Below are 18,174 nucleotides of genomic sequence, written 5' to 3'. Positions count from 1 at the left end.
AGATTTAATGTTATGGCGCGCAAGTGTAATGGCTTTGTTGGTGGCGGGGGGGTATTTGAGCTACAACTATGCGATCACCAAGAAGAACACAGCTAATATTTCTCTCACCATGCGCGTGGCTGCCCCACAGCCCAGCGTCGTAGAAAACCCCACACATTGGAATTTAAAATCCAATATCCAAGTGAATTTAGCCACACCGGCAAAAATCCGCTCCTATCACATCAAAACCACGACCAGCGACCACTTAGTCGTGTATGAAAAAAATCAAATTGTCTTGGATGAGCCCACAAATTTAAGCTTTGAATTGCCAAAGCCCACAATCCAACTAAACGACCAAACCCGTTTACACTATGAGATTAAGGTCATGGATTGGAGCTATGCGAACTTTTTTAACGGCAATGTCAGCACAAAGGCTTTTGATTTGGTGTTAGACACCACGCCCCCTAAAATCCAAACCATCGCCCAGTCGCGCCACATCACTTATGGTGGGAGTGCTTTAGCGATCTTTAGGGTGCAAGAGGGCGCACTCGATCGGGTGTGGTTTAACAACGGGTTTGAGGACTTTAAAGTATTTTCTTTCATGAAAGATGGCTACTACATTGTGATCTTCCCTTGGTCTTTGCGCCACCGCACCTTTGATGGGAGAATTTTTGCTAGGGATAAAGCCTATAACCTAACCAGTTTGCCCCTAAGATTAATTAAAAACACGAAAATCCCCATCCGTGAACGCACTATAGACCTAAGCAAGGACTATAAAAATAAACAATCTGCCTTCGAAAGTCTAAAACACTTGCCCGGGTTAAACCGCTTAGATGCGCGTCTAGGCATCCAGCAAACCATCCAAAAGGATTTAAAGAAAGTCACAGCTTACGAGCACACCGCCTTTAAACCCTTTAGACCATTGGGCAATAAACCTAGGGTTTTAGCCACTTTTGGCACACATAAAATCTACACTTTTGGCCGAGAAACAATAGGCGAATTTACACACTATGGCGTGGATTTCTTTGGTAGACACTCTAAAGTCTTGGCGAGCAATGTCGGGCGTGTAGTTTTAGAAGAAGAGATTGAAAGCTATGGCAAAAGTGCGCTCGTCTCGCACGGTCTAGGGGTGTATGCGATGTATGGGAGCTTGTCGAAGTTTTTAGCCAAAAAAGAGGACACTTTAGAGCCTAACAGCGTGTTAGGCTTTAGTGGTAGAAATAAAACGAGTAAATACGACCATGTGCATTTTAATATCTTGATCCAAGGGGTGCCCGTCTACCCCAACGAGTGGATGAATACTCGCTTCATCAACAACTTGAACGACATCATCCAAGAGGCGCAATACAAGATCCGGGAGAAGTGAGGCGATGCTAAGAGCAAGACAAAAACAAATCCGCTGTTTTGAGCTAGAGGGGGCTGAAAGTCAAGAGTATTTAAACTTCATTGACAAGAACGCCCCCCTACTCAAAAATTATTTGCTCTTGTTTAAAAGTCCCATCCCCACCGAAGTGCAACAAAGTCTGCAAAGATACGAGCTTGCCTATAGCTTTAGCTCTAATGAGTTGCGGGGCAAGGTGGACGATCAAGTCGTGTTGTATGGGGCACTAGAAAAAGAGCCCGAACCCCCTAAAGCCCCAGAAAGCCCCCAAGTGCAAATCTACGAGCGGCACATCCGCAGCGGAGAAGAGATCAACAGCCCTTGTAGTTTAGTGATCCTTGGCAATGTCAACCACGGGGCAAAGATCCACACCGAGCAGAACATCAATGTTTATGGTAGATGTGAGGGGATCATCATTTGCATGGGGGTGTACATGGTGCTTCAAAATGTCTACTCTCCCCACCTTGTTTTTCAAGGTGAAATCCTAAGCCAAGCGCACTTAGGGCGCATCAACGAAAATACAAAATTAAAACTGATTACCAAAAATGGCGATATAATTAGCATAAAGGACATTGCATGAAACAACGAACAATTGCTCAACAAGTAGAGTTAGTCGGCATCGGTTTACATAAAGGCGTGCCGGTCAAAATGGTTTTAGAACCCATGCCAGCGGGCAGTGGGATTGTTTTTAGACGATCGGATTTGGGCGTGGACATCCCTTTAGAGCCCACGAATGTGATCGACACCACGATGGCGACCACTCTAGGCAACCGGACCAGCCCGCAAGCCAAGATCTCCACGGTCGAACACTTACTTTCTGCCATCAGTGCCTATGGGATCGACAATTTAAAAATCTCTATAGATAATGAGGAAATCCCCATCATGGACGGCTCTGCCATCGCCCATTGCATGCTCTTAGATGAAGCCGGCATTGCTGAACTAGAAGCTCCCAAGCCCTTTATGCGCATCACAAAAGAGGTCAAGGTGCAAGAGGGTCCCAAGTTTGTTAAAATCAGTCCCGCCCCCCTGCTCTCTTTTGATTTTAGCATTGACTTTGCCCACCCAGCGATTGGCAAACAGCATTACAACTTTGCCTTCTCCAAACACGCCTACAAGGAACAAATCGCGAAGGCTAGGACCTTTGGCTTTTTGCAAGAGGTGAACTACCTACGCTCCATTGGTCTAGCCAAGGGGGGCAATTTGAATAATTGCATTGTCTTGGATGAGCATGGCATTGTGAATAAAGAGGGTTTGCGCTATGAAGAGGAGTTTGTGCGCCATAAAATTTTAGATGCGATGGGCGATCTCACCTTTTTAGGCATGAGCATGGTCGGGGCTTACCAAGCTTGCATGGGTAGCCACAAGCTCAACGCCCAAGTCGTGCAAAAGGTGCTCGAAACCAAGTCTTACGAGGTTGTCCACTTAAACTTAACCCCAAGCCCACAACAAGCCAAATCTTTGGAAATGGTGCACGCCTACCATTAAACCGCCCAGCAACGCGCCTCAAGGTTGCCAAATTCTTATCCTTTCTTTGCAAGAGCCCACCCAAGTCGGGGTTTATGCTTTAGATGGGCAGTTCTTGCACGCCTTCAGCTCAAACGAGCGCACAAACACCGCCCTGATCCAAATCTTTAAAATCTTGCTCAAGTGGCTTGAGGCACGACACTTAAACATCCAAGCCCTTTACTATGTAAGGGGGCCGGGCAGTTTTATGGCGATGAAACTCACGCACATTTTCGTGCATGCGTGGGTGCTTCTAAACCCCGTCCCCCTGCATTCTGCCCTAGGCTTTGCTTTCAATGAAAACAGCCCCATTAAAGCCTTTGGCAAGTCTTTTTATGTGTGTGAGGACGATCAAGTGGCACTAAAAACCTTTGAAAGCCCGCCTGCATGCCAAGAAATGCGCTTGCCTCCCACTTTAGACCCACTTTTATTCGCCGCAGACAACGAACCGCTGTATTTTTTACCCCCCGTTTAAGGAATTGTAGATATAATGGAAGGCGTATATTGAAAATCAGGAAGTGGATTGGTCGTCAGTGTACCTGCTACGAGCGCAAATTTAGGTCCGGGTTTTGATTGTTTGGGCTTGAGTCTGTCGCTTAGAAACCGCTTTAGCGTGATCCCCGCCACCTTTACTAGCATTAGAATCCAAGGTGAGGGCGAGGGGTTTTCTAAATTTTTGGTGGATAATATTTTCGTCAAAATTTTTAAGGAATCCCTAGCCAAGCAGGGGATCAACGAGAATTTTGAGTTTTCTTTTTACAATTCTATCCCCATTTCTCGGGGGCTTGGGAGTAGTTCGGCGATCATTGTGGGGGCTTTGGGGGCTCTTAGCCATTATTTGCACGACCAGCTGGACAAAGAGGCGATTTTAGAGGAAAGTTTGGTGTATGAGAACCACCCCGACAATGTTACACCAGCCGTCTTTGGGGGGTTTAATGTGGCGATGGTGGAGAAAGTCAATGGGCAGCTCAAAGCCCACCACCTACGCACAGAAATCCCCGACTATTTAAAGGCGGTTGTGGTGATCCCCACGCACTCGATCTCTACGAAATTTGCTCGCCAAGCTCTGCCTAAACGCTACAGCAACACCGATGCGATCTACAATCTCTCCCGCTCTAGTCTCATGGCGATGGTTTTTGCCCAAGAAAAATGGGAGCTGTTGCGCGTGGCTTCAAAAGATCGCTTGCACCAAGATCGGCGCATGCGCCTTTATCCCGTGCTCTATGGGGTGCAAAAGCTCGCTTTAGAGAGCGGAGCCTTGATGAGCACGCTCTCGGGCAGCGGGTCGTCTTTTTTTAACCTTTGTTATACGGAGGACGCGCCTAATTTGCAAGCAAGGTTACAAAAAAAGTATTATAATTTTAGGGTCGTGGTTTTAGATTTTGACAATGAAGGAGTGCAAGTTGAGGGTTAATGCCTTTTGTTCTAAAAATGCCATGCGCACATGCGTGTGTTGCCGCCAAAGTTTTTCGCAGGCGGTGTTGTTGCGTTTTAGCGTGCAGGGGGGGCGCATTGTGCCCTTTAGCGGTGTGGGGCGTAGTTTTTATCTATGCCATGCGTGCTTAGATGACAAAAACCTTTTAAAGCAAGTGCTGAAAACCAAGAACACCCCCAAAGACAAACAATATTTGCAAAGCTGGCTAGAGGAGATTAGGACAAAATGAGCGACATCACTTTAAAAGACTTTGCCCTGGAGTTGGGGCGCACAGATGTGAAAATGGTGATTGAAGAGGCGAAAGAAATGGGCCTTAGCCTGAAAGCCAATTCCAAATTAGACGCAGAAACCGCTGGCAAGCTTTATGACTTCATCACTAACAAGAACGCCCCCCGCGCACCCAAAGCTCCGCCTAAAGCCACCGCCCCCAAAGCTCCGCCTAAAAAGGAGCCTGCTGAGGTCCAAGAGAACAAACAAGTCAAAGAGCCAGCCCCGAAAGCCGCCCCCAAAAGCCCCAAGTGCAAAAAAGCGTAGCATTGAGATCATCAGCACCGGCGAAAAGCCCAAAGCCGCCCCCAAAGCCACCACTCCCAAACCCACCCCTAAAAGGCGGAAAACAAAGAAAGACAAGCGAGCAAGGTAGGGAAGGTAGAGAAAGTAGAAAGAGAGAAGGCAGAGCCCAAAGCCGCCCCCACGCCCCCACCCCCCACCCACCACAGAACCGCTCTTAAGGCGCACGAGGGGCATTAGGATTGTCAAGCGCACCGATCAAGAGGAGGCGGCTTTAGCAAGGGCAGCAGCGCGTACGAGTGTTCTAGGTGAGCCCAAAGAACAGCCCAAGCCCAAAAAATCCACCAAGCCCGTTAAAAGCACCGCCAAGCCGGGGGCAAAGAGCCGCGCCCAAAAGCTAGACTTCTCCCAAGAGAGAGGCTTTAACGACTTGTATGAGGACGAGCAAGATGAGGTCATGCTCTTTGATTTTCATGTCAAGGACCTTGAGGAAGAAGCCCCCGAAGAGAGTGCGCCCAAGCCTTTAGCCGATCGTGTCAAAATCCAGCGTAAAAACCCGTGGATGAGCGAGGGGGGGATTCGCCGCTCCACGAAAAAAAGGCGTGTTTATCGCCCCGATAGCACCCAAAAGAGCGTGCAAGGGAGCATCACCATTGCCGAGGAAGTGCGGGTTTATGAATTTGCCGAGAGCGCAAACCTTAACTTAGTCGATGTGATTAAAACCCTTTTTAATTTGGGCATGATGGTGACGAAAAACGACTTTTTGGACAAGGATGCCATTGAGATTTTGGCGGCAGAATTTGGCTTAGAAGTGGCGGTAGAAAGCGCGCAGGTCTTTGTAGAGGAGAGCGCCACTGAAGAAGGCGGAGAGGATTTGAGCGAACGCGCCCCGGTTGTAACCATTATGGGGCATGTGGATCACGGCAAGACTTCTTTGCTCGATAAAATCCGCAACCAACGCGTGGCGGGCAGTGAGGCAGGGGGGATCACCCAACACATTGGGGCTTATATGGTGCAAAAAGGGGGCAAAGAGATCGCCTTTATCGACACCCCCGGGCACGAAGCCTTTAGTCAAATGCGTAAGAGGGGGGCGCAGGTTACGGACATTGCGATCATTGTGATCGCCGCTGACGATGGGGTTAAACCCCAAACCATCGAGGCGTTTAAACAAGCCAAAGAGGCGGGCGTACAAATCATCGTGGCGATGAATAAAATTGATAAAGAAAACGCCAATGTGGATAAGCTCAAGGCGGAGTGTGCCGAGCTGGGCTTTAACCCTAGAGATTGGGGTGGAGATCATGAGTTCATCCCCATTTCAGCCAAAACGGGCGAGGGCATCGACAATCTCTTGGAAACGATCTTGATCCAAGCCGAGATCATGGAGCTTAAAGCTTCGCCTAGTGCCACGGCTAAGGCGGTGGTCTTAGAGGGCAGCGTGGAGAAGGGGCGTGGGGCGGTGGCGACCGTGATCGTGCAAAATGGGACGTTCAAAGTGGGCGATCCTGTGGTGGCGGACATTGCCTTTGGCAAGGTGCGGACCATGACAGACGATCAGGGCAAGAGCATTAAAGCCCTAGGGCCTTCTCAAGTGGCGGTGATCACAGGGCTTAGCGAAGTGCCGATGGCAGGCTCTGTCTTGGTGGAGGTGGATAGCGAGAACACCGCTAGAAGTTTGGCACACAAGAAGGCGACTTATTTACGCCAAAAAGCCCTAAGCAAAAGCACAAAGGTGCATTTAGACGAGCTGGCTTCTATGGTGGCAAATAAAGAATTGCAAAATATCCCCATTGTGCTTAAAGCCGACACACAGGGCAGCCTAGAGGCGATCAAGCATAGCCTGCTTGCCCTAAACAATGAGGAAGTGAGCTTGCAAGTCATTAGTGCGGGGGTGGGCTCGATCAGCGAGAACGATTTAAGCCTAGTGGCAAACAACCCCCACGCTTTGGTGCTGGGCTTTAATATCCGCCCTACGGGCAATGTCCGCATTAAAGCCAAAGAGCTAAGGGTGGAGATCAAAACCTACAGCGTGATTTACGCCCTACTTGATGATATGAAAGCCCTTATAGGCGGACTGATGAGCCCCGTTGTGGAGGAAGAGGACACAGGGCAGGCTGAGGTGCGCGAAACCTTTGTGATCCCCAAAGTCGGCACGATCGCCGGCTGTATGGTGGTCGATGGGGTGATCAACAAGGGCATAAAAGTCCGCTTGATCCGCGATGGCGTGGTGGTGCATGTGGGTAAAATCGTGTCCTTAAAACGTTTCAAAGACGATGTGAGCGAAGTGTCTAAGGGCTATGAATGCGGGATCATGCTCGATCATTACAACGATGTCAAAGTGGGCGATGTCTTTGAGAGCTTTAAAGAAATCCACAAAACAAGGGTGCTTTAATGGAGAACATACATGCCAAACGCCTAGACGCGGGGCTTTTAGAGTATTTACAAGAGGCATTAAGTGCCTTAGACGATCCCCGCTTAAGTGGGCTCACCTTAAGCAAAGTGCATTGCTCGAAGGGCAAATACCACGCCCAAGCCTACATAGATGGGGCGTTTTTGAGTGCTGAAGAGAGGGCGGAGTGCTTAAAAGCCTTGAAAAAAGCAACCCCCCTACTCAAAAGCCATGTCTTGCAAGTGAGTGGGTGGTTTAAATGCCCGAACTTTGTCTTTATGATCGATGAGAGTTTAGAAGAACAGCAAAGACTAGACGCACTTTTTGCACGCATTGCCAAGGCGGATTAATGGATACCCTAGAGCTAGAAAAACTCTTAGAAAAGACCCTAGAGGGCATGAATTGCACCCTTTACGATATGGCGTTTTTAAAAGAAAACCAAACCGATATTTTGCGTATCAGCATTAAAGCCCTAGATCGCCCCACAAGCCTAGATGTGTGCCAAGAGGCAAGCTTGCTTATCTCCCCCCTTTTAGATGTGCACATGCCCAGTTTAAAAGACTACATCCTAGAGATAAGCTCAATGGGGCTAGAGCGTACCCTTAGCAAACCTAGACATTTTACCCTGTCTATCGGCGACTTGCTTGAGTGCAAACTTACGGACAACACCCGCATAAGGGGCGTGCTAGAAAAGGCAGAAGGGCAAGAAATCATCCTAAACATGGAGGGCACTTCAACCCCCTTCAAGCTAGAGCAAATCAAAAAAGCCAAAACAATCTTTGAATTTAGCAAGGCGAAAAACCCCAAGAAAGCATGATTTTATTGAGCCCCACTTTGGGGCTTCGGCTTCACTTCTTGGCGTTTTGGCGGATTTCACACACACTTTGCCCGCCTATGCCCCAGCTATCGGGCGTAACTTCTTCAATGATGACCACGGTTGAAGCCCTATTTTTGTTTAAGACTTTCACCAATAAATCTGTCGCCCCTTCAATGAGGGCCTTCTTTTGCTCAGCCGTTACGGGAGTGTCTTCTTTGGCAAGTTTGATATTTATAAGAGGCATGAGAGTCCTTTATTTTGATTTACCCGCCTATTTTAGCAAAAATCACGCCTAAAAACTAAGCAAAGATTGGCTATAATCGGCGAAAACTTTGAGGAGATTTAGTGAAAAAAGGCATTCACCCTGAATATGTACCCTGCAAGGTTACTTGCGTAACCAGCGGTAAAGAAATTGAAGTGATGAGCACCAAGAGCGAGCTACGCATCGACATTTCTAGCTTTTGCCACCCTTTTTACACCGGTAGCGACAAAATCGCCGACACCACCGGGCGTGTTGAGCGCTTTAAACAAAAATATAAAATGCAATAAATTTTGCTTACACTCAGTGCAACCCCTATTGGCAACCTCAAGGACACCACTTGGCGGGCGTTAGAAACCCTTGCCGGCTGTGATGTGTGCTTGTGCGAGGATGTGCGTGTGGGTAAAAGACTCTTTTTTTTGCTTAAAGAACAAGAGTGGGCGACTCCTTTAAAAAACACCGCCCCCAAGCAGTTTTTGCCCTTCCACTCCCACAACCAAGACGCTTTTTTACGCCAAACCCCCCCGAGCTTTTTTACCGAGCAAGAAGTCGTGTTTATCAGCGATGCGGGCATGCCCTGTGTGAGCGACCCAGGGGCTAAATTAGTCGCCTTCGCCCAAGAAAATGGCATTGCTTACGAAGTCTTGCCCGGGGCGAGTGCGTGCGTGGGGGCTTATAGTGCGAGCGGGTTTGAGAGTGCGGGCTTTAACTTCGTGGGCTTTTTGCCCCCAAAGACACAAGAGCGGCGGGCGTGTTTGGCGAAATTGAAGGGGCAGGGGGGGGTGTTTGTCCTTTATGAAAGCCCTAGACGACTCTTAGACACCCTAGGGGATTTAAGCGTGCTTTTTAGCCACTCTAGCTTGTTTGCCATAAAAGAGGTGAGTAAATTACACGAACAACGCTTTAAAGGCTCTGTGCTTAAGGTCGCCACAGAGTTAAAAGCCCTGCAGGGCTCTAAGACGCTCTTAGGCGAGTGGGTGCTGGTGCTAGACTGCCAAGAGGAGGTGGAGTTAAGCTTGTCTTACACGCAAATTAGCCAAATGTCCCTGCCCCCTAAAATCAAGGCAAAGCTCTTAGCCCAGCTCACAAACACCGCCCCCAAAGCCCTTTACGCCCAAATTTTAGAGGGTTAAATGGTTGTTTTTGGCAAACAAGTGGTTTTACACATGCTTAAAAACCATCCCGACAAACTCCAAGAACTCTATTTAGCCAAGGACATAGACCCCAAAACCTTTAGCTTACTAAGGAGTGCAAAAGCCCCCATTCTGCGCCTAGACTTTAAAAAAGCCCAAGCTCTCGCTAAGGGGGGCAACCACCAAGGCTTTTTGGCTAAAGTTGCCCCCCCCACTTTGAGCGATTTAGCCACGCTAAAAACCTACGATCGCTTGCTCGTGCTGTGCGGGCTTAGTGACATGGGCAATGTGGGGGCGTTGTTTCGCAGTGTGGCGGCTTTGGGTTTTGAGGGCGTGGTGATCGATCGCCCTCTACCTTTTGAGGGTTTGGTGCGGGCGAGTTTGGGGGCGATTTATGGCGTGCCTTTTTGCGTGTGCTCCAACCTTTTAGACGCCATTTGTGAGCTTAAAGGGGCTGGGGTGGTGTGCTGTGGGGCGCATTTAGAGGGCGAGGATGTGCGCTTTGTGGACTTTGCACCCCGTTTGGCGCTGTTTCTAGGGGCTGAGGGGGAGGGCTTGAGCGCAAAAATCATTAAAAAAATGGATGGCTTGTTGCACATTACGATGCAAGGGGCTAAAAATTCTTTAAATGTAAGTGTAGCGGGGGCGATCATCATGGATAGGGCAAGGAAATGAACGAAGAAGAAAAAAGCAAACAATTAGACGAAACTTTAGCGTTTTTAGCCCAAAAGGGCATTAAAACGATTGTGCAAGAAACAAAGCTTGCAAATCCCAAAATTAAGGCTATTCTGGCAAAAGACTTTGATTCTATGCAGAGGGTGCACGCTGTGGGCTTTTTGCAGATTTTAGAAAAAGAGTATGGTGTAGACTTGAGTCAGTGGCTTGTGGAGTATGACCAAAATCTCTTTGCTGCTAAGGAAGGAAGTAAGCTTGCTAAAGACCCCAAAAAAGAAAAGCCAGAGAATCCCAAACAACAAGAACCACAAGAAGTTAAAGGGACAGAGGAGCAAGAGAACCTAGCGCAAATTAGAAATATAGAGCAAGTAGAAAGTGGGCTAGGAACACAGGAAAAACCAAAAGAACAACTAAAAGAGTCTAAGAAAATAAAAGAGCTTGGATTTGAGCACTCCTCCCCCTTTTTATACACCAAAAGAGTGGGCGAGCCAATAGTCCCAACTCCCAAGCCAAAAACGCCTAAATTATATTTTGTGTTGCCGTCTGTGCTTGTTGTGGGGCTTGTGGCCTTCTTTTATCTAAGCCATAACAGATCATCAGGTGATACGCAAAGCCAAGAAGACACAGCAACTAAAGTCGAAAGTCTAAAGCCAAACAAAAATATAGAAAATCAAGCCAAAGAACCCGACAAAGACCCAATGGCAAGTGCGCATAAAAATGATGACAAAGTGCAAGAAACCTCCACAACCTCAACAACACCAAGTGTTGCTAGCACAGATATGATTAAAGACACTGCATTAAAAACCCCAAAAACGGCACAAACGGCAGATAACTCTAACAAAGAAGAAGCAAAGTACCCCACAATTCTCATCACGCCAAAAGGGGATTTATGGATGGAAAAAATTGATTTACAAACAAAACAAAAGAGTCAAGCTATCCTAAAAGAGCCTTTGACCATTGACACACAAGGGCACAGCTGGCTTCTAGCTTTTGGCAACGGGCATTTATCCGTTGAAGCAGAGGGTAAACGCCTAGACTTTAACCGCAATCGTCCCGTGCGTCTACTCTATACCCCAAAAAAGGGCTTTAAACGCTTGAGCCTGATCCACTATCAAGAACGCAGCCAGTGAGAAAACTTTTATTCAGTACACTTTTGTGTGCCCTCTTAAATGCTGATGCACTCGAAGCTAAGATTAAAAATTTAATGGACCAAGAATTCTACCAAGTCAACCGAAATTTTATCCATAGGGTTTTTCAAGATCGAGCAAGCTTTTACAATCAAGGAGTGTTGCAAATTGGAAAAGTCTTAGCGACTCTTAAAGACAATGGTCTTTTACCCTTAAAGTTTAATCGCCCTGCTTTGTTACAGGTGCGTTTTGTTGCTAAAACTTCCCCCCTACTCTTGCTTAAAACAATCCAAAGTGTGCTCTCTTCTATGGGGTACACCTATTTCAGCGTGTTACAAGTGCAATACAAAGAGGACATAAGTAGTGCCACTTTTGGCTTAAATACCGAATATGCCCTAGACCCCACACTCGCGGTAAGGCTCTTTGCCAAATACGGCTTTAATCTCGTGGATTTAGAACGCAAGAGCCTAAAGGATTGGGATTACTCTTTTATGGTGCAAACCCCACGCCTAGCCTACACGACGCCCCTAATCCCCACAGGACATGCCCTAGATCTTAAAGAGATCAGCGGAGAGTATTGGCTAGACATCACCAGCCCGGGGCATTTGGTGGTCTTTGCCCACAGTGCTGAGTGGCAGCCGCAAGTGAGCTTGTTCGACTCGTCTTTACACATCTTAAAATACATGGCGGCTGAGAACCCCACCGAGAAAATCAGCCTACACCTTGGTGATAAAGTCCGCTTTGTGCGTGTGAGCGATGTGAATAACCCCCTCGTGCTTAAAGGGGGGATTAAAGTTTTGCTGCAACCCACACAGCATTGAACCCCTCTTATTTCCTCTTAGGCACTTGTGGGCATGTCGACCATGGCAAAAGCGCGCTCATCAAGGCACTGACGGGTTTTGAGGGCGATACCAGTGTGCACGAAAAGGCTAGAGGGATCACCATTGATCTAAGCTTTAGCCATTTGAAGATAGCAGGGCGCACTCTAGGCTTTATTGATGTCCCCGGGCATAAAAGCCTAGTTTCTACCATGGTGGGGGGCAGTTTTGGCTTTGATGCGGGGTTGTTTGTGGTGGACGCCAACGAGGGCGTAAAAGAGCAGAGTTTAGAGCACGCTTTGGTGCTCTCGTTATTAAAAATTCCTTGTATTTTAGTGCTTTCTAAGGCGGATAAATGCCAGGACATTGAAGCGAGCAAAGAGGCCATTTGCGCCGCCCTAAAGCCCTACCCCTAGACATTTTGGGGGTGCTCTCTTGTAGTGTTTACGATTTAGAGAGTATCCAAGCCCTAAAAGACTTCTTAAGCACCTACCCCTTTGACAAACGCCAAATGGGCTCAGATTTGGAACAGCTCTTTAGGCTGTATGTGGATCGGGTGTTTGTGTTGCCCGGGCGGGGAGTGGCTGTGAGCGGGAGCGTGTGGGGTGGGGTAGTGCAAAAGGGCGATCAAGTCTTCATCGCCCCCTTAAACCAAGTGGCGGGGGTAAAGACTTTGCACCAACACGGCCAAGAGGTGCAAAAAGTCGGCCTACACGAGCGTGTGGCGTTGCAGCTGCAAGGAGTCAAGGCACAGGATTTAAAAGTGGGCATGCTTTTAACCGCTAAGGGCTATTTGCGTGGCTTTGATCGGCTGGATGTCCAGCTTAGCACCTATGATAAAGACCCTTTAAGGCACAACCAAAGCCTAGGCGTGCAAATTGGCACGCATAAACTCAATGCCAGACTGCTCATTTTAGAATATCCTTTTGCCACTTTGGTGCTAGACGCGCCCGTTTTTGCCTGCTATTTGGACACCGCTATCATCAGCGTGAACCAGCGGGTGTGGGGGGCGGCAAAAATATTAAACCCCATTGTGGACATGTTAAAAAAGCCTGTAAAACTGCCCTTACTCAAAGCCCTAGCTCAAGGGGATTTAAAGAGTGCCTTTAGCCTGCTTGTGAGGGCGCATAAAAAGGGCTTTGGCCTGCTCTCCTCCATGCAACGCTTTGGCTGCACCCACCAAAGAGCCCTAGAGATTGCCAACACCCTAGAGGGCGTGCTGGTCGATTCAAAAGACTTTGTGCTTTACCCCAGCGAAACCCTAAAAAATGTGATCTACACGCTTAAAAACATCTATGCCCAAAACCCCCAAGCCCTCTTAAGCCCCAAAAGCCTTAGTTTCAAACACAGCTACATCAGCCCCCACCTAGCCAACTTAGCCTTTGACACTTTGGCCAAAGAGGGGTTTTTAAAGCAAGAGCGGGGGCTATGGCTCTTAGCCCACCAACAATTAGACAAGCTCCAAGACAAACTCCAAGACAAACTCTATCAACTGCTCTTAGAGGGGCAACTCACCCCCAAAGCCCCCTACAACCTTTACGACTCATTAGACATTGACCGCCAAGTGGGCGATAATGCCCTTAAAGCCCTATGCCAGCAAAAGAAAGTGATTAGGCTTTGCCATAATGTTTTTGTGGCTAAAAGCGCGCTGGACAAAATCCTAAGTGTGATGTTAGAGATTTTGCACCTAAGCGGTTACTTAGATGTCCAGCTCATCAAAGACAAATTAAGCCTTTCGCGCAAATACGCCATCGCCTACTTAGAACACCTAGACAAGCTCGGCTACACGTACAACCAAGAAGGCAGGCGCACCCTTAAAAATCCTCCCCAAGCTTAAAAAGATACAAATTAGAGGCGGAGGTTACAAACAACAAGGCGGGGCTATCCTCAGCAGCAAAGACCTTATGTTGTTGCAGGATTTGCAGGGCTTTTGGGCTCAGGCTAAAGGCTAAATTGCTCACCACTTGGGGTAAAATGATTTCGCCCAGCATTTTGCCCTTAGGGCTAAACACAGAAATCCCATGCCCATTGCTCACCCACAAATTGCCGTGCGGATCGACCTTAATGCCATCAGGAAAGCCTGGCTCGATTGTGGCAAAGATGCGTGGGTTAGACAAATCCCCATTACCATCGATGTTGTAGGCAAGGATTTGGTGTTTGAGGTCTTTATTTTTAGGGTCGTGGGCTAGCTCGCTATCAGCGACATATAAAGTTTGGTTGTCTGGGCTTAAAGCGATCCCATTAGGGATTTTTAAAAGTGGGGTGTTGAGGCGTTTGATCTCGTGTGTGGCGGGGTCGTAGCGGTAGACATACTCACCCCCCTTTTCTTGTGTGTTGTGCCAAAATTTGGGATCGGTGAAGTAAATATGCCCCTTGCGATCGACACATAAATCGTTGGGACTGTTGAACTTCTGCCCATTGTAGCTGTCCACGAGCACCTTCCAGTGCCCCTTTTCTAAGCGTTCAATCCCCCTTTTGCCATAATTTGTGGCAAGCAGTCGCCCCTGCCAATCTAGGGCATGCCCGTTTTGCGGACCTGATGGGGTGAACCACGGATGGACTTGAAAATGCGTGCCGTTTCTTTGCACAAGCAGGGCTTCATTGGCGTTTACATCGCTCACCGCCACATCGCCATTTGCCAAGACCTGCGGACCTTCTAGCCATTTGCCATTGTTGTAGAGCAGTTGGGGCTGTTCCTTGGTGTTGATAAGCCCACTAAAGACCTTGTTGTAAACTTTATAGGTCGCCTCTTGCGCTTGTAACAACCCACACAATAACCCCGCAAGGGCTAAAAATCGCCATTTTTTGAACGCCATGTCCATCCTTTCATTTAAAGCTCCCATGATAACACAGATTGCATAAAGACACCTCCTGCTTTCAGGCGATTTGTGGGCTTAACCCCCTTTTTGGGCGAAATACATTAAAATACCCCCTTTTATACAAGAGGAAACCATGCCAAGTGTTGAAGAAACCATAGAATACGAAATCAAAAAAGAGCTAGAAAATCTCAATATCCGCTCCTTTGCTAAGACAGACTCTATCAATGACGAAATCAAAAGGGCGTTAGAAAAAGCCCCTTCAAAAAGTGGGGGAGTGGCAAGAATTACCCCGATCTCAAATTGTTTTTAAACACGCCCAGCGCGCGCAAACTGCCTGTGATGATCGAGGTCAAGGGACTTAAGGGGCGTTTGTATAAATACGATGAAAAAACCAATAGCCTAGACTTACGCACCAATGCCATTAAAAATTACGCCCTCAATGGGGCGTTGCACTACGCCAATGTGGTTTTAGACTACAGCTACAGCTACAACGAGGCGATCGCGATCGGGATCAATGGCTATGAAGAGGCGGGCAAGATTCATAAAAAATATGCCCTTTACTACCTCAACACCAAGCATTTAGCCGTGCCCCAAAAAATCGGGGACTTTAAAAATTTGGGGATTTTGGCGGATTTAGAGAGGCTAGATAAAGCCCTAGACAACCTCACCCTAAGCGAAGCAGAACGCAATAAAGTCCTTGAAAAATTAGAAGAAGAAACAGAGGATCAGCTCAAAAAGATAAACCAGTTTTTAGAAGATGGCATTTTAGACTTTGATGAAGATAAGCGGGTACCCCTGCTTGTGGGGATAATTATGGCGGCTACGGGCGTGCCTTATAAAATCTCTGCCTTGACTTTAGAGGATTTAAAAAGCGAGCAGGACAAGGACACCCACGATGGAAAAGAGTTTATCCAAAAAATCAAAGCCTTTTTAAACGCCAAGAAGTTACCCCAAGAAAAAAACGAACTGATCCTCAATAAACTCGAGACCGTTTTTATCCATTCTAAGCTGTGGTCGTTTGACGGTTACACCACTGCCAGCACCGCCGAAAGCCCCTTAAAAAATATTTATGGGCGGTTTTTAGAGGGGGTGCATCCGCTTGTTAAAAAGCTCACCAGCACGGCAGACATTGCGGGCAAGCTGTTTAATGTGCTCACTGGGTGGCTCAAGGTCCCCGATAACAAAAAAAATGATGTGGTGCTGACCCCCTCTGAGGCGGTGGATTTAATGGTGGAACTCGCCCAAGCCAATCAAGATTCTTTCGTATGGGATTATGCCGCTGGCTCGGGGGCGTTTTTGATCTCTAGCATGAATAAAATGATCAAAGATTGCAGAGAAAAGATCACAAACCCCAAAGATAGAGAAGACAAAATCATCAAGATCAAAAACGAACAACTGCTAGGCATTGAGAAGAACACTGACATTTACTTAATGGGGATTTTAAACATGCTCTTGCTAGGCGATGGGAGTGCGAATTTTTTACACCAAAACAGCCTAAAGGACTTTAAGGGCAACTACGGGCAGGGGGCAAAAGAGGGCAAACCTTTTAACGCCACCGTGTTTTTACTCAACCCCCCCTATAGTGTTGATGGTAAGGGCTTTATTTTTGTAGAGCGGGCATTAGAGCGGATGACTAGCGGACGGGCGGTGGTGATCATCCAAGAGAATGCGGGCAGTGGCAATGGTTACCCTTACACCAAGAGGATTTTAGAACACAGCACTTTAGTGGCGAGCATTAAAATGCCCTTAGATTTGTTTGTGGGTAAGTCCAGCGTGCAGACGGCGATTTATGTTTTTGATGTGGGAGAAGCACACCGCAAAAGTAAAAAGGTGAAATTCATAGACTTTAGCCATGATGGCTACACAAGGGCGGCACGCAAAAAGGCATGGGCGAGCACAAATTTAAGGGATACCGACCATGCCAAAGAACGCTATGCCGAGTTGGTCGCTTTAGTTTTGGGCGATGCATGCAAAACCGACTTTTATAAAGATTGCTACATTGAGGACACGATCAACACTGAGGGCAAAGACTGGACTTACGCCCAACACCAACAAATCGACACCACGCCTAAAATGGGCGACTTTAGCGGGAGTGTGGCGGAGTTTTTAGCCTATGAAGTGTCCTTAGTGCTGAAAGGCACGGAGGAAAAGCCCTTCACCCACGCCTAGCGAGTTGGGAGGCTCTAAATGCCTTGAGCTGGCGTGGGGTGCAATTAGATGCAATTTTTGAGGTGTTTAAGCCCACCAAACACGGATACCAAAAACGCTTTTTACCCATAGAACCCACAGAGGGATATATCCCCGCCATCACCTGCACCACGCAAAATAATGGTATAGCGTGCTATATGCCAAGAGAGGGGGCTGAGGTCTTAGAAAACATGGTTTCTGTAGGGGCAAATGGGGATGCACCTGCTTTTTATCAGCTTAGAGAGTTTGCGCTATTGCAAGATTGCTACGCCCTAAAATTTAAGGGCAGAGAATTAAACCGCTTACAATATTTGTTTTTGGTTGTGTGCTTGAATAAGGTCTTGGCTAAGTTTGATTGAAACAACAAATCCGGCTGGGCTAAAGTTAGTCAAGAGCAAATCTTGTTGCCCCACACCCCCACCGGAGAAATCGCCTTTGAGGCTATGGAAGCTTTTATGAGGGAACTTCAAGCAGAGCGTTTGAGGGAACTTCAAGCGTATCTAAAAGTAACCAATTTAGATAACACCGCCCTAACCCCTTTAGAGCAAGAGGCGTTGGATTTGTTTAGCCATTATTTCACAACTTTACCCGGCACAACTGGGGGAACTTGGAAGGAATTTAGCTTTAGCAAGGTTTTTTGTTATGAGAGGGGAGGCGCTATAAAAAGGGGGATCACATACAAGGAGAAACCGCCTATATCTCATCAAGTGCCTTGAATAATGGCGTGGATGGCTATGTCGCTCCGCCCGACTACATGAAAATCTATCAAAACAAAATCACCATAGCCAACAGCGGGAGCGTGGGCAGTTGCTTTTACCATCCCTACCCCTTTGTCACCTCGGATCATTGCATGGTGGTGTGGCTGAAAGATAGAGAACTTAACCGCCATTTGGCCCTCTTTTGCACCACGATTTTACGCCATGGCGTGCAACACAAGTACGGCTTTAACCGCGAAATCAACAAAGAGAGGCTTTTAGAGGAGCGCTTTAAACTGCCGGTGATGGGTGGGGGTATTGCTTATGATGTGATGGAGAATTTTATACGCGCTCTAGAAAAGCAACAAATCGAAAGAGTTAAAGCGTTGTGGGAGGATAAATCAAGTGCCTACGAGTAAGTTTTAAGCACGCCTTTAAAGCCCGTTTAGG

General features: G+C 47.5%; 22 protein-coding genes and 1 pseudogene. 21 read left to right on the top strand and 2 right to left on the bottom strand.

The features are described 5' to 3' along the window. Positions 1-7 precede the first annotated feature (7 nt). The 9 genes and pseudogenes from K6J74_RS02225 to K6J74_RS02185 all read left to right on the top strand — a co-directional run bounded on the left by K6J74_RS02225 (position 8) and on the right by K6J74_RS02185 (position 8,011). A complete protein-coding gene (locus tag K6J74_RS02225) occupies positions 8-1,345 on the top strand; it encodes a M23 family metallopeptidase (RefSeq protein WP_221272275.1) in 1,338 nt (445 codons plus the stop codon). Between the two features lie 4 nt (positions 1,346-1,349). Beyond that, positions 1,350-1,940: a septum site-determining protein MinC gene (locus tag K6J74_RS02220; protein WP_221272274.1), complete on the top strand. Its 591-nt coding sequence runs from the start codon at positions 1,350-1,352 to the stop codon at positions 1,938-1,940. Then, positions 1,937-2,845 (top strand): UDP-3-O-acyl-N-acetylglucosamine deacetylase, encoded by a 909-nt coding sequence (gene lpxC, locus K6J74_RS02215; protein ID WP_221272273.1) that lies wholly within the window; start codon positions 1,937-1,939, stop codon positions 2,843-2,845. The genes K6J74_RS02220 and lpxC overlap by 4 nt, the downstream gene beginning before the upstream one ends. 46 nt (positions 2,846-2,891) lie before the next feature. Then, complete coding sequence (locus K6J74_RS02210) at positions 2,892-3,338, top strand: hypothetical protein (RefSeq protein WP_221272272.1); 447 nt, start codon at positions 2,892-2,894, stop codon at positions 3,336-3,338. A 48-nt stretch (positions 3,339-3,386) separates the two neighbouring features. Further along, a complete protein-coding gene (gene thrB / locus K6J74_RS02205; RefSeq protein WP_221272271.1) occupies positions 3,387-4,277 on the top strand; it encodes a homoserine kinase in 891 nt (296 codons plus the stop codon). Beyond that, positions 4,267-4,527, top strand: coding sequence for a DUF448 domain-containing protein (locus K6J74_RS02200; protein WP_221272270.1), 261 nt, complete (start codon positions 4,267-4,269; stop codon positions 4,525-4,527). Before thrB ends, K6J74_RS02200 begins: the two co-directional genes overlap by 11 nt. Continuing rightward, positions 4,524-7,197: pseudogene (gene infB / locus K6J74_RS02195) on the top strand (translation initiation factor IF-2). Before K6J74_RS02200 ends, infB begins: the two are co-directional and overlap by 4 nt. Next, a complete protein-coding gene (rbfA, locus tag K6J74_RS02190) occupies positions 7,197-7,544 on the top strand; it encodes a 30S ribosome-binding factor RbfA (protein WP_221272269.1) in 348 nt (115 codons plus the stop codon). Before infB ends, rbfA begins: the two are co-directional and overlap by 1 nt. Continuing rightward, the gene (locus K6J74_RS02185; RefSeq protein ID WP_221272268.1) at positions 7,544-8,011 is read left to right on the top strand and encodes a ribosome maturation factor RimP; all 468 of its coding nucleotides are present in this window, start codon (positions 7,544-7,546) and stop codon (positions 8,009-8,011) included. The genes rbfA and K6J74_RS02185 overlap by 1 nt, the downstream gene beginning before the upstream one ends. Positions 8,012-8,042: 31 nt before the next feature. On the opposite strand, the gene K6J74_RS02180 is transcribed toward K6J74_RS02185, so the two are convergent. After that, complete coding sequence (locus tag K6J74_RS02180; RefSeq protein WP_221272267.1) at positions 8,043-8,255, bottom strand: tautomerase family protein; 213 nt, start codon at positions 8,253-8,255, stop codon at positions 8,043-8,045. A gap of 101 nt (positions 8,256-8,356) precedes the next feature. Here K6J74_RS02180 and rpmE point away from each other — a divergent pair, with 101 nt between their 5' ends. The 7 genes from rpmE to K6J74_RS02150 all read left to right on the top strand — a co-directional run bounded on the left by rpmE (position 8,357) and on the right by K6J74_RS02150 (position 13,860). Then, positions 8,357-8,560, top strand: a complete 204-nt coding sequence (gene rpmE / locus K6J74_RS02175; RefSeq protein WP_221272266.1) for a 50S ribosomal protein L31 — start codon at positions 8,357-8,359, stop codon at positions 8,558-8,560. A 3-nt stretch (positions 8,561-8,563) separates the two neighbouring features. Continuing rightward, positions 8,564-9,403 carry a 16S rRNA (cytidine(1402)-2'-O)-methyltransferase gene (rsmI, locus tag K6J74_RS02170; RefSeq protein ID WP_221272265.1) on the top strand — a complete coding sequence of 280 codons (840 nt, stop codon included), beginning with the start codon at positions 8,564-8,566 and terminating at the stop codon, positions 9,401-9,403. After that, a complete protein-coding gene (locus K6J74_RS02165) occupies positions 9,404-10,078 on the top strand; it encodes a TrmH family RNA methyltransferase (protein WP_221272264.1) in 675 nt (224 codons plus the stop codon). Continuing rightward, positions 10,075-11,208, top strand: a complete 1,134-nt coding sequence (locus K6J74_RS02160; protein ID WP_221272263.1) for a hypothetical protein — start codon at positions 10,075-10,077, stop codon at positions 11,206-11,208. The genes K6J74_RS02165 and K6J74_RS02160 overlap by 4 nt, the downstream gene beginning before the upstream one ends. Positions 11,209-11,363: 155 nt before the next feature. After that, the gene (locus tag K6J74_RS02155) at positions 11,364-12,026 is read left to right on the top strand and encodes a hypothetical protein (RefSeq protein WP_260321706.1); all 663 of its coding nucleotides are present in this window, start codon (positions 11,364-11,366) and stop codon (positions 12,024-12,026) included. Further along, entirely contained in the window at positions 12,023-12,439 is a 417-nt protein-coding gene (locus tag K6J74_RS08400; RefSeq protein ID WP_260321655.1) for a GTP-binding protein, read from the top strand. Before K6J74_RS02155 ends, K6J74_RS08400 begins: the two co-directional genes overlap by 4 nt. After that, positions 12,412-13,860 carry a selenocysteine-specific translation elongation factor gene (locus K6J74_RS02150; RefSeq protein ID WP_260321654.1) on the top strand — a complete coding sequence of 483 codons (1,449 nt, stop codon included), beginning with the start codon at positions 12,412-12,414 and terminating at the stop codon, positions 13,858-13,860. The genes K6J74_RS08400 and K6J74_RS02150 overlap by 28 nt, the downstream gene beginning before the upstream one ends. Here the strand turns inward: K6J74_RS02150 and K6J74_RS02145 are convergent. Further along, a complete protein-coding gene (locus K6J74_RS02145) occupies positions 13,838-14,839 on the bottom strand; it encodes an SMP-30/gluconolactonase/LRE family protein (protein ID WP_221272261.1) in 1,002 nt (333 codons plus the stop codon). The two genes, K6J74_RS02150 and K6J74_RS02145, sit on opposite strands and share 23 nt — an antisense overlap. Positions 14,840-14,975: 136 nt before the next feature. Here K6J74_RS02145 and K6J74_RS08395 point away from each other — a divergent pair, with 136 nt between their 5' ends. The 5 genes from K6J74_RS08395 to K6J74_RS02125 all read left to right on the top strand — a co-directional run bounded on the left by K6J74_RS08395 (position 14,976) and on the right by K6J74_RS02125 (position 18,143). After that, complete coding sequence (locus tag K6J74_RS08395) at positions 14,976-15,152, top strand: hypothetical protein (protein ID WP_260321653.1); 177 nt, start codon at positions 14,976-14,978, stop codon at positions 15,150-15,152. Further along, the gene (locus tag K6J74_RS02140; RefSeq protein WP_260321652.1) at positions 15,143-17,011 is read left to right on the top strand and encodes an HsdM family class I SAM-dependent methyltransferase; all 1,869 of its coding nucleotides are present in this window, start codon (positions 15,143-15,145) and stop codon (positions 17,009-17,011) included. The genes K6J74_RS08395 and K6J74_RS02140 overlap by 10 nt, the downstream gene beginning before the upstream one ends. Before the next feature lie 38 nt (positions 17,012-17,049). Then, positions 17,050-17,388: a hypothetical protein gene (locus tag K6J74_RS02135; protein WP_221272260.1), complete on the top strand. Its 339-nt coding sequence runs from the start codon at positions 17,050-17,052 to the stop codon at positions 17,386-17,388. Positions 17,389-17,508: 120 nt separating this feature from the next. Continuing rightward, positions 17,509-17,745: a hypothetical protein gene (locus tag K6J74_RS02130; protein WP_221272259.1), complete on the top strand. Its 237-nt coding sequence runs from the start codon at positions 17,509-17,511 to the stop codon at positions 17,743-17,745. Further along, positions 17,742-18,143: a restriction endonuclease subunit S gene (locus K6J74_RS02125; RefSeq protein ID WP_221272258.1), complete on the top strand. Its 402-nt coding sequence runs from the start codon at positions 17,742-17,744 to the stop codon at positions 18,141-18,143. Before K6J74_RS02130 ends, K6J74_RS02125 begins: the two co-directional genes overlap by 4 nt. The last annotated feature ends 31 nt before the right edge of the window (positions 18,144-18,174 follow it).

The sequence above is a fragment of the Helicobacter sp. NHP19-012 genome, assembly GCF_019703325.1.
Taxonomy (GTDB): Bacteria; Campylobacterota; Campylobacteria; order Campylobacterales; family Helicobacteraceae; genus Helicobacter; species Helicobacter gastrofelis.
This window is presented reverse-complemented; position numbering and strand designations above follow the sequence as displayed.